Annotated in this window: 4 protein-coding genes; 1 reads left to right on the forward strand and 3 read right to left on the reverse strand. The window is 69.7% G+C overall.

The window, feature by feature from the left end; all coding sequences use genetic code 11:
- Positions 1-208 precede the first annotated feature (208 nt).
- Positions 209-976: a PaaX family transcriptional regulator gene (locus J4H91_RS14860; protein ID WP_208047034.1), complete on the forward strand. Its 768-nt coding sequence runs from the start codon at positions 209-211 to the stop codon at positions 974-976.
- Positions 977-1,291: 315 nt separating this feature from the next.
- Here J4H91_RS14860 and J4H91_RS15945 read toward each other — a convergent pair whose 3' ends face one another.
- The 3 genes from J4H91_RS15945 to J4H91_RS14875 all read right to left on the reverse strand — a co-directional run bounded on the left by J4H91_RS15945 (position 1,292) and on the right by J4H91_RS14875 (position 11,961).
- Positions 1,292-6,580: an SdrD B-like domain-containing protein gene (locus J4H91_RS15945; RefSeq protein ID WP_208047035.1), complete on the reverse strand. Its 5,289-nt coding sequence runs from the start codon at positions 6,578-6,580 to the stop codon at positions 1,292-1,294.
- 94 nt (positions 6,581-6,674) lie between these two features.
- Positions 6,675-7,865: an LPXTG cell wall anchor domain-containing protein gene (locus J4H91_RS15815; RefSeq protein ID WP_208047036.1), complete on the reverse strand. Its 1,191-nt coding sequence runs from the start codon at positions 7,863-7,865 to the stop codon at positions 6,675-6,677.
- Between the two features lie 184 nt (positions 7,866-8,049).
- Entirely contained in the window at positions 8,050-11,961 is a 3,912-nt protein-coding gene (locus J4H91_RS14875; RefSeq protein WP_208047037.1) for a fibronectin type III domain-containing protein, read from the reverse strand.
- Between the last annotated feature and the right edge of the window lie 256 nt (positions 11,962-12,217).

Below are 12,217 nucleotides of genomic sequence, written 5' to 3' on the forward strand. Positions count from 1 at the left end.
CTTCACGGGGAGCTCGATATGCGTACCCCGATCGAGGTCGAGCAGGCCTACTATGCTGAGGCCGAGGAACTTCTGTCACCGACCGGTTGACAGGAAAACCGGTCGGAACTCAAACCAGGCCAATTCACACCGCCGCCGAGCTCGTGGCCTGGCTCGCCTCGGCCGAGCGCGTCGAGCCGCCGGATCGCACGACCGCGGCGGCGAACGCATGACGGAGCTGCTCGACGACCTCGACGCCCGCCCGGGAAGCGCGACCTCGCTGCTGCGCACCGTCACCGGGGCAGTGATGCGGGAGCGCGGCGGCTGGCTGCCGACCGCGGTGTTCGTCGAGCTGCTGCGCGCCCTCGGCGTCAGCCCCGAGCGCACGCGCACAGCCCTGTCGCGCGTGCGGGAGAAGGGTCTTCTGGTCTCCGAGGCGAGAGAGCGGCAGCCCGGCTACGCGATCGCCCCCGCCGCGCACGACGTGCTCGCGCGCGGCGACCGGCGCATCCATCAGCCGCGCAGCATGGGCGACGGGGATGCGTGGTGCCTCGTCTCGTTCAACGTGCCGGAGAGCCGGCGACAGGCACGGCACCGGCTGCGCAAGCAGCTCTGCTGGATCGGCGCCGGAAACGTCTCCCAGGGCCTGTGTATCCTGCCGGCCTTCCTGCTCGACGAGGCCGAGGACATCGTGCGCCGGCTGGAGCTGTCGGATCACGTGACGCTGTTCGTGACCCACGAGGTGCGCGGCGCAGCGCCGCTGCGCGAGCTCGCGGCGCGGTGGTGGGATCTGAACGCGATCCGGGAGCTGCACGAGGGCTTCCTCGCGTCCCGAGCCACCGACCCCGCGGTGTGGCGCGCGTATCCCTCGGAGCCGCCCGCGCTCCTGCCGCACGACTGGCCGGGAACGCGCAGCATCGAACTGTACCTCGGCCTGCGGGAGGCCACCGCTGCGACCGCGAGCGCGTACGTCGACCGCTTCGCGGGAACCGCATAGGAGAACGGGTGGGTACCCGGAGTCACTCTCGAGTACCCACCCGGGGGATGCTCCGACAGGGAAACCAGAGCATCTTCGGGGAGGGAAAGGGTACCGGATATCGGGAGAGTCCGGCATGGGGTTCCTTTCCGCTATGAGAGTGATCCGAACCGGTGAAAAGTGACGCAACCGGAGACATCTTTCCCCGCGTGTCATTCCCCGTGCCGCGTCGGGCTCGGCGTTGCACCGGGAAGCCGGGAAAACGCCGGATGGCCCGGCGCATCATGCGCCGGGCCATCCGACCTCAGACGGGCCTCCCCCGCCGTTCTCCGCGCGTCAGCCGCGCTGCTCGCTCCCGTTGCTCCGCCTGCGCAGCACGACGATCAGACCGGCCAGCAGCAGGAGCGCGGCGATCGCCGGCAGCGGCCCGACGGCGCCTCCCGTCTGCACGAGGCGCTCGAAGAACCCGCCGCCGACCGATCCCTCGGGGGCGCAGACCCGGAAGCCCGCCGTCGAGCTCTGCCCGGTCTCCGCGAGGGTCGCCGTGTTCTCGAAGGTCTGGCACGCCCCGACGGCGGTCTCGACCCGCAGCGCGTACTCGCGCAGGTGCTCGGTGCCCTGCTCCGACCAGGTGATCTGCCACGCCGGGTCGAAGGCGTACCTGTCATCAGTGACGGTGACGGTGCGGTTCACCTCGGTGATCGTGTAGCCCACCTCCTCCTCGTGCGAGAGCGTCTCGATGTCGGCGCCCGTCACGGTGACGCCGTGCGTGCCGCTGAGCACCTCGCCGGGATCGCCGGTGCAGGTGTAGGGCAGGGTGACCGTGCCGTTCGCGGGGATCACCACGTTCGAGGCGTTCGCGAGCGCGCACTCGAGGCCGTCGATGCTGATCGTGTTGGCCACGTCGACCGTGTACGACCGGTAGTCGTTCGGGTTCGTGATCTCCACCTGGCCGGTCAGCTGGTGCGCCGAGTCGGTGTAGCCGCCCTCGGTGACCGTCACGGCGTACTGCGCGTCGACGCTCTCGGGGGTCTCGTCGTCCGCGATGTCCTCGCGGTTGACGAGCTGCTTCGCGATCGACCAGTCGAAGGTGCGCACCAGGCTCGCGGCCGCCGGATCGGCGATGCTGAGCGGTGCCTCGCGGCACAGCGTGTGCTGCGTAGCGGCGCTGCTGCCGAGCTCGACGATGGTCGCGGTGTTGTCGATGAGCAGGCAGGTGCCGGCGTCGACCGCGATGTCCACCGAGTAGCTCTCGACGTGCTCGGTGCCCTCGGCGCTCCAGGTGTAGGGGCCGAGTGCGCGCGGCGCCTGTGCGGCGCCGTCGATCTCAGCGATGTCCTCGACCGAGACGGTCTTCTGGAACTCCGTGAGCGCCCAGGCGTCCTCGAGGATGTCGGCCGTCGCGACGGCGCTCCGATCCTCGACCAGCGCGCGGTTCGTGCCGGCGACGTCGCTCTGCCACGCCACCGTGGCCGTGTTGACCCCGCTGTAGGCCGGCTCCGAGGTGAAGGAGCAGGAGTAGGACAGCGTGCGGGTCTCCCCCGCGGCCAGCGTCACGGTGTCGCCGCCTGCGAAGGCGCAGACCACCCCGCCGCCGATATCGGCGACGTCGGTCACGGTGGCGTCGACGCTCTTGTACCGGTTCGGGTTCGAGACCGTCACCTCGCCGCTCATCGTCCACGAGGCGTCGTCCTGGGCGCCCTCGGTCACGACGACCTCGTACTCCAGCGTCGCCTCGCCGTGCTCGTCGAGCTGCACGCCGGGGTTCGCCAGGCGCTTGTCGATGCTCCAGCCGTAGCTGCGCTGCAGGCTCGTGACGACGTTCTTCTCGATCGTCAGGTCGAGCGGCAGGCAGGCGGAGAGCGACTCGGAGGCGAGCTGCCCGGTCTCGTCGATCGTCGCGGTGTTGTCCACCGCGAGGCACTCGCCCGCGGGCACGGTCACGTCGACGGCGTAGGTCTCGGTGTGCTCGGTGCCCTCGGCGCTCCAGGTGTACGGCCCGAACTCGCGGTCGGCCTGCGCCGTGCCGCCGATGGTCGCCGCGTCGGTGACGTGCACCGTCCTGTTGACCTCGTTCACCTGGTACTCGGTGTCGGCGGTCGCCTGCACCGGCTCGACCGGCTGGCCGGTCGCGGGATCGATGTCGGTCGCCGCGACAGTGACGGTGAGGGTGCGATCGAGGTCGTCGCCGGGGGATCCCGCGCAGCTGTAGGGCAGCGTCAGAATGGCACCCGGGGCGATCTCCCGATCCTGCCCGTTCGTCACGGTGCAGGTGAGCCCCGTGCCGTCGGCCGCGACCGTGGCGGTGAAGGTGTAGGCCTTCTCCTCGGAGGGGTTGGTGACCGTCACCTCGCCGCTCAGCTGCGCGTTCGAGTCGGCGTAGGCGCCCTCGGTCGTCACGACCGAGTACTCGACGGTCGCGGCGCCGGTGTCCGGATCGACCGCGAGGCCGTCCTTGTTCGTCGCGGCCTTCGCGATGCTCCAGTCGTAGCTGCGCGTGAGCGAGGCGTCCGCGCTGATCGCGGCCTGCAGGCCGATCGCGATCAGGCCGGCGTCGAGGTTGACGACGTCGGTCTCGCGGGGCAGCGTCAGCTGGTCCACCTCGCCGGTGTCGACGTCCGCGTCGGAGTCGACGGTCGTGTCGCTCCCGACGGACTGGTCCGTGAGCCTGTAGCCCATGGCCTTCAGCTCGTCCACGTCGAACACCACCTGGTAGTCGGAGCTGTGCAGCTGCGTGAAGTGGTAGGCGCCGTTCGCGTCCGTCGTCGCCGTGCGGAACGGGGTGCTCGTGTCGCCGTCGCGGTAGAGGTGCACGGTGACGTTCGGCAGCAGCGCCTCCGTGGGCTGGCGGATGCCGTCGGCGTCGCGGTCGACCCAGGCGACACCGGCGATCGAGCTCGCGATCACGCGCACGGGATCGCCGCTGCGCGTGCCGAGGTTGACAGTCGCGTCCTGCACGGTGTTGTAGACGGTGGCGCTGGCGTCGTTGTGGTAGATGTCGTCCTTGCGCTGCCCGTCCACCTCGAAGTGCAGGTCGACGGCGCCGTAGCCCTGCGTGCTGGCCTCGATGTTCGGCACGGTGATGCGGATGGCGGTGGGAGTCCCGCCGACGGCCGCTTCCCAGCTGCCGGGATCGGCGGGATCGACGACGTGCCAGGCGGTGCTCGCAGCAGGCGACGCTCCGACGGTGCCGGGAGCGTCGGAGGTCAGCTCGATCACGGTGCCCGCCTGCGTGGCCGAGCCGACCCTGGCGATCTGCGTCAGGGTCGCCGTTCCGTTGAAGTCGGTGCCGCGGCCGTCACCGTTGTAGGGGAACACGTCCACGAAGCGCCCCTGGCCCAGCGAGTAGTTGTTGTAGTTGACCCAGTGCACGCGCCAGGCGGCGGGCAGATCCTCGACCTCGATCACCGGATCGGAGATGAGGTACTTCGAGAAGAACGCCGCCTCCGGGGTGCCCGCCACGACAGACTCCGCCGCCGTGCGATTGCCCGAGGAGTAGTCCGCCGAGAGCACGGCGGTGTTGCGCACGGTCGCGTTGTGGGGCGCGGCCGGGGGCGGCAGCAGGATCCCCATCTGGGCCGTGTAGACGATCTCCGGGAGATCCGTCTCCGTCGTGACGTCGCCAGCCGGGGTGAAGACGAGCCGGATGCCGCGCACGTCGTCCGCCGTGTACGGCACGCCGTCGGGGCCGAGATCCGCGGCCTCCTGGGTGACGGTCCAGAAGGGATCCAGGCTCGACAGATCGACGCTCGTCACACCGACGTCGAGCGAGTCGACGACCTGCAGGTTCGGCACGACGATCGGCAGGAACGTGCCTGTCGGCTGGGCCACCTGCGGGGTCAGCGTGTACACGATGTCACCCTCGGGCTGCACCTGTGTGATGTTCGCGTCCTTGCCGATGAGCAGGTTGTTGCCGACGATGGTGACGCTCTGGGAGCCGCCGCGGCTCGTTTCCGCGAAGTCCGACGAGGTCCAGCGGAACGTGGTGGGGGCGGTGGTCACCGGGTCGCCGACCGCGAGGAACGGCACCTGGGAGAACACGCTGCGCACGTCGGGGAAGTTGACGTTGTAGTAGTAGGGCTGCAGGGTGGTGAGGTACCGGAAACGCAGCCCGTTGATCTGCGCGGGGTCGAGGGTGGTGCAGTCGACCCAGGTGAGCGTTCCGGCGCTGTCGGCGTTCGCACCCGTGAACCCGGTGGTGCACTCCTTCACGTAGGTGCTGGGGTTGTACGGCACCGAATCCAGCGAGGAGTTGGGTGTGAACGCGCCCATGACCGCCTTGTCGAGGCGGGCGACGTCGAGGTTCTGCTTGGTCGCGTCCCACAGGTGGTAGCTCGCGAAGTCGTCGAGCGTCGGGTTGTCGTAGTTGAAGCCGCTCAGGCTCATGAACCCGGCCTCGGCGCCGATGCTGCTGTTGGCCACGTTCTGCCAGTCGCCCGTGGGCTCGGCGTTATTGAAAGACCGGTACGGATAGGCGTCGTAGGAGGCGCCGTCGACGGTCGGGGCGATCAGCCCGTAGGAGCCCGACCAGCCGTAGTTGACCTCCGCGCACTGCAGCGTCACCGAGGCGTTGTTGTTGGTGAGGGGGTTGTCGGGGATCGGGCGGCCGAAGCTGTCGACCCACGCCCCGGCGGTGACCTGCGCGCCGTGGTTGACGCTGCAGCCGGCGCTCTCCACGCGCGACAGCGGCGTGAAGGACTCGATGTAGAGCGAGTTGGTCTGGGGGAGCAGGCCGGCGCACGCCCCGGTCGTCTGCATCGTGATGGCGATGGACTGCGTGGCCCCGCCCGCCGCGTAGTTGCCGTTGTTCGACGCCGACGGCGAGACGTAGCTCCAGCACTGGCTCAGCACCCCGGAGTTGAAGCGGGGCAGCTCGTACGCCGAGCCGACTCCGGTGAACGTGACGGTGAACGTGACGTTGCCGTTGGGGTCGGAGTATCCGACGGAGCTCAGCGTCTCCGGGGCGAGCTGGATGCGCCACCCCTGCCTGATCGCCGGCACGTTGCCGAGGTTCGAGAACCAGCGGATCGCGGGCGCGGCGGGCGCTCCTTCGGCGCTGATCCGCAGGTCGGAGCCCGCCACCGACAGCACGGTGATCGTGCTGAGGCTCTGCGTGTGGGTGCCGGAGCCGTCCGTGTAGCTCAGCGTCGGCGTCCACGTCGTGCCGCTCGCGCAGGTGGGCCCCGCCTTCACGCGGAAGGGCTGGGTGAGCACCGTGCCGCTCGGCGCCTGGGTCCAGGTGACGGTGACGGTGTTGGCGTCGGGGTGGGTGACCGTGCCCGTGGTCTGGCCCTCGTCGAGCGTGAAGGTGAGGTTCGCGTCGACCGTGTCCTCCCAGACGAAGCAGTCGGGCTTGGTGATCGTGACGGACGCCTCGCTCACGGCCCCGTTGGTGTTGGCCTGGATGCGGAAGCCGACGAAGTCGTTGACGGCGACGATGTCGTTGCTGCCGGAGTCGTCGACGGGATTGTTGGTGAACGAGTAGCCGTCGCTCTGCTTGATGAGCGTCAGGCTGTCGAACGCCCCCGTGGGCGCGGCGAGCGCCGCCATCGGGGCGCTCAGCAGCCCCATCACGAGACCGGCGGTCACGCCCGCGGCGACGACCGATCGTTTCTTGAGTCTCACGGTTCCGGATGCTCCTTATGGTCAGAGTTGGCACCGGGCGCGGCGACGACGCCGCGCCCGGTCGGGTGATCGTTGGTGGGAGCGCTCGGGGCGGTCAGGCTCCGAGGCGGCGGCGCAGGCCGGCTGCACCGAGGAGCAGAGCGCCCCCGAGCAGGCCGGCACCGGCCAGGGCGAGAGCGCCGTCGGCGTCGGTCGCACCGGTCTTCGGCAGCTCCTTCACGCCCGTCGGCCGCGGCGGATCGGTCGGATCGACGGGGTCGACCGGGTCCACGGGATCGACCGGATCGATGGGGTCGACCACGTCGCTCGTGCTCCAGCAGGAGGGATCGTCCGCGCCGAGGATCGTAATGGAGGTACCGATGAGCGGGGCCGGAACGCCGTCGGGGGCGGTGTAGTACGCGGTGACCTCGTAGGTGCCGGCGGCAGCGGCGAGCAGAGCCGCTTCGAGCTGCTCCTCGGTCAGGCCGGTGGATCCGCCGGTCACGTCGAAGCGGATCTGGTCGGCATCGCTGCCGACCGCGGTCGCGTCATCGGGGAGGATGCCCTCGTCGGTCACCCCGTCCTCGACATCGAAATCGTCCCGGCCGAAGTTCGTCGGCGTGTACTTGACGCCGTCCTCGGTGTACTCCTCGAGGCCCGCCGCGCAGAACGACTCCAGCGAGCTCGCCGTGATCGTCGGCTGCGTGATCGACAGCGGGGTGACCGCGGTCGGCGAGAGCCGCTCAGCGCCGGCCTGCTCGCCCTCCTGCAGGTAGAACTCGAGCTGGCCGGTGCCCGGAACGCTCGAATTGATCGAGACCGTCACGGTGCCGCGGATGCCGGGAGGCACGTCTCCGCCGAACTGGAGGATGATCGGTGTCACGTCGGCGGTGAAGGTCTCGATCGAGTTGCCGTCGAGGGCGGTGGCCATCGCGTTCATCGCCGTGATCTGCGCGACCCACGCATCGCAGTCGGAGCCGGTGACGGTGTCGTCGCAGTCGAAGCGGAAGGTGTAGGTCGCGTCGGAGCTGTCGGTGAACGTGCCCGTGTAGTTCAGCACCGGGATGGGGTACATCACCGTGTCGCTCTGGATCGTGTAGGCGACCTGCATGTCGTCGCGGGTCTGGTCGACCCGGCCGTGCACGGTGTAGCTGCCGTCGATCGGGGCATTCGCGTCGTTCTGCGTGGAGTACACGACCGAGATGTCGGTCTCGGCCGCGAACGCCGCCGGTGCACTCGCGAGAGGTGCCAGTGCGAGCAGCAGGATCCCCGGGATCGCTGCGTAGATACGGGTCTTGCGCTTCATGGTGTCTTTCTGCTTCCTCGGTCGAACGCCGCTCGCGGTGAGGCACCGCGAGCAGGCTGCGTCTACTAGATGAGTCCCCGCTGCTCCGAGAAAGTGACGCGCACGCGGCGTGTCGGCCTCGGTCGAGGGGAGGTCGGATCCGGTGGAGCTGCGGCGAGGACGGGCCGCGCCGCAGCTCCGGCGATCACGACTCGCTGCGCAGTCTCCGCAGGCGGAGCACGAGCAGCGCGGCCCCTGCTGCGAGCAGCGCGGCGGCGAGCGCCGCGACCGCCGTCAGTCCGGCCTGGCCGGTGTCCGAGAGCCCGGGAACGCCGTTGCTCGGCGGGGTCACCGGAGGGTTCGGAGGCCCGAAGCCTCCCGTTCCGCAGACCGAGAACTCGGCGCTCGACGACTGCCCGGTCTCGACGATCTGCGCCGTGTTCGCGAAGACGGTGCACACGTCGCCGTGGGCGCCGGTCTCGACGCCGAGCGTGTACTCGGCGGTGTGCTCGGTGCCCTCGGCGCTCCAGGCGATCTGCCAGACCGGGTCGAAGGCGTACCTGTCGTCCTCGACCGTGATCTGGCGGTTCACCTCGGTGACCGCGTACGCGATCTCCTCGTCGTGCGTGAGCGTGTCGATGTCGGCGCCCGACACGGTGACGCTGTGCGTCAGCGCTGGGGCACCCGGATCGCCCGTGCAGCGGTACGGCAGGCTCACCGTGCTGCTCGGCGGGATCACGACGGCGGTGGCGTTCACGAGCTCGCAGCTCAGGCCGGCGATGTCGACCGTGCTCGCGACGTCGACCGTGAACGAGCGGTAGCCGTTCGGGTTGGTGATCTCGACCGTGCCGGTGAGCTGCTGCTGCGAGTCGCGGAAACCGCCCTCGGTCACCGTGACCGCGTAGTCGGCGTCGACCTGCTCCGGAGTGCTGTCGTCGGCGATCTCGTCGCGGTTCGTCAGCGTCTTCGCGATCGACCAGTCGTAGCTGCGCGTGAGGCTCGCCGTTCCCGGATCGTCGATGCTGAGCGGCAGCTGACGGCACAGCGTGTGCTGCGTGGTGGCGTTGCCGCCCGGCTCCACGAGCGTCGCGGTGTTGTCGATCACCAGGCAGGTGCCGCCGTCGACCGCGACGTCGACGCTGTAGTCCTCGGTGTGCGCGGTGCCCTCGGCGCTCCAGGTGTAGGGGCCGAAGGTGCGCGGCGCCTGCTCGGCGCCGTCGACCGTGGTGATGTCCTCGACCGTGACGGTCTCCTGGAACTCGATAAACTCCCACGCGTCCTCGCGGACGTCCGCGGTCGCCTGGGCCGTCCGCGGCTCGGTGAGCGTGCGGTCGGCGCCCGCGGCATCGCTCTGCCACGCGACCGTCGCGGTGTTCACGCCCGAGTACGCGGGCTCCGAGTCGAAGGTGCAGCTGTACGACAGGGTCCGGGTCTCGCCAGGGGCGAGCGTGATGTCTGCGCCGCCGGCGAAGGTGCAGACGGCACCGCCGCCGATGTCGACCGTGTCGGTGACCGTCGCGTCGACGCTCTTGTACTGGTTCGGGTTGTTCACCGCCACGGTGCCGGTCATCGCCCACACGGCGTCGGTCCGGGCGCCCTCGGTCACCGTGACCCGGTAGTCGAGACTGGCGTTGCCGTCGGCGTCGAGCTGCACGTCGGGGTTGGTGAGCTCCTTCGTGATGCTCCAGCCGTAGCTGCGCTCCAGGCCGACGAACACGTTCTTCTCGATCGTCAGGTCGAGCGGCAGGCACGCGGTGAGCGATTCGGAATCGGACAGACCGGTCTCGGTGATCTCGGCCGTGTTCGTCACGGCGAGGCAGTCGCCGGCCGGCACGGTCACGTCGAGATCGTAGTTCTCGGTGTGCTCGGTGCCCTCGGCGCTCCAGGTGTAGGGGCCGAAGTCGCGCACCGGCTGGGGCGCTCCGTCGATGAGCGCCTCGTCCGTGACGTTCACCGTCCTGTCGACCTCGTTCAGCTGGTACTCGATGTCCTCGCTCGCGGTGACCGGATCCAGCGGGGGGTCGCTCACGGGATCGCTCACCACGACGCTGGCCGTCAGCGTGCGATCCAGGTCGCTGCCGGGCGAGCCCGTGCAGGTGTACGCGAGCGTCAGATCGGCCCCCGGCGCGATCGAGCGGTCCTCGCCATCGGTCACGCTGCAGCTCAGGCCGGTGCCGTCCGCGGTCACCGTCGCGGTGAAGGTGTAGGTGCTCGTCGCAGACGGGTTGGCGACGAGGATCTCGCCGTTCAGCTGCGGGTTCGCATCCGTGTAGCCGCCCTCGGTCGTCACCACCTCGTACTCGACGGTGGCCTCACCGGTGGTCGGGTCGACGGCGAGGCTGTCCCTGTTCGTCGCTGCCTTCTCGATGTCCCACTCGTAGGTGCGGGTGAGCGAGGCGTCCCCGCTGATCGTGACCTCAAGCTCCTCTTCGGCGAAGTCGTCCAGCGGCGTGACCGCCCAGTCGCCGTTGCCCGCCTCGTTCCAAGCCGAGACGCGGAACTGGTAGTCGAGCGCAGGGTTCAGACCGGTGATGGTCTCGGTCGCGCCGGTGCCCACCGGCGTGCTCACGACGCTCCAGGTGGTGCCGCCGTCGGTCGACTGCTCGATGACGTAGTCGCGCAGCGGAGCCTGCGCATCCGCGGTGACGCCCGTTGCGAGGGCGTCCCAGGTGAGCACTGCCTCGGTCTTGGCTGCGGAGGTGTAGGCACCGGTGAGGCCCGTGATGGGATCCGGTGTGCGCGCGAAGATCTGCACGCGGGTCTGGGCGGTGCCCTCGGAGACCGTCACGTACATGAAACCGCGCTCGTCGAAGGCGATTCCGCGCACGTTCTGCACCTGTCCGTTGCCCGCGCCGGCGCCGAACGCCGGGAACCGGCCCTTCGGGGTGCCGTCGGAGGCGAACGTGTACAGCTGGCCGCCGCGCTGGCCGACGTAGATGTCGCCCGTGCGCTCCTCCACCCGGATGGCGAAGGTCACGGCGTTGGAGGTGCCGCTGTCCCCGTTGCCGTTGGCGAGCGTGCCGAGACCGATGGTGTCGAGCACCGCGCAGCGGTCGCGGGAGGATCCGGCCGGGTTGCCGACGGCCTCGGTGGTGCAGTCGTTCGGGTCGATGCGCTCGATGAAGCTCTGGTTGCCCGGGCCGGGATCGATGTAGCCGACGAGCAGGTCGCCCGTGGCCGGATCAACCGCGACCGCGTAGGGGCTGCGGTAGCCGGGGTCGCTCGCGTAGGCGGTGCCCGCGGGCTGGTTCAGGTAGATGTTGCGCACGAAGGTGCCGTCCTGCTGGTACTCCTTCAGCAGTTCGGGGGTCTGGCTGGTCACCACGATGTTGCCGTTGTTCATGACCGCGACGCCGACGGCGTAGTCGAACGCCTCGGGGTGGTGGCGGTTCGTCCAGTTGGTGCCGCTCGGCCAGGTGTCGGTGCCGAAGGACCCACCCTCGCTCAGATCGGGGTTCAGGATCCGCACGGCCTTCGAGGTGCCGGGGGCGAGGTTCCTGCCGCTGCCGCGGTCGGAGTCGATCACCCAGGCGGTGCCGGCGTCGGTGATCGCGATGCCGCGGGCGCCCACGAATTGCCCCTCGGGCAGGGTGGAACCATCGAGCTTGGCAGCATCGGCGAAGCTCGCGTAGTTGGCCCCGACACCACCGTTCGCACCGGCGGTGGCAGCCGCGTAGGTGCCGTTCGCCTGGTACTGACCGACCGCCCAGTCGGCTCCCGCATCGAGCGGGTACTGCAGCACCTGCGAACGGCCGATGAGGCAGACGCCCGCGGGCGTCGACATCGTGCCGCCGACGAGGCTGCACAGCAGCGTGTTCGTCGTCCACTGGATCTTGGCGCTGTCGGTCACCCAGAGGCTGCCGTCGAGCGGGCTCACCGCCACGCCGTAGCTGAACACCGTGCCGGATGCGCCGCGGGTCTTCACGTCCCCGGCGTATCCCCAGAGTCCCGAGCCCCGCGCCTTGCCCGCGGTGGTCGCGACGCTCGTGACACCGGCCGGCTTCGAGCTGATCGACGGACTATCGATCACTGCCTGGGCGGCGGGTGCTCCGCCCCCGACGAGCGACCCCGCCACGAGCGCGACGAGCGCCCCGCAGGCCGCCAGCCGCCTCGCCATCCTGTTCCTTCTCACGTGCTGTGTCTCCCCTTCTGCATCGCCGTCGCTCGACGGCGCGTGTTCCTGCGACACCCCTTCGCCCGGAGCGGCCCCGAAGCCGCGCGAGTGCTCACAAGCATGAGTATCACACGGCGGATTCAACCGGTGGTCGCAACGAGTTCCGTGAACTTCTCCGATGGTGTCAGATATCCGAGCGTCTTGCGTGGTCGGCCGTTGAGCGAGTCCTGAATCGCGGTCAGGTCCGCGCGGCTAACGA

This window comes from Leucobacter ruminantium, from assembly GCF_017565705.1.
GTDB lineage: Bacteria > Actinomycetota > Actinomycetes > Actinomycetales > Microbacteriaceae > Leucobacter > Leucobacter ruminantium.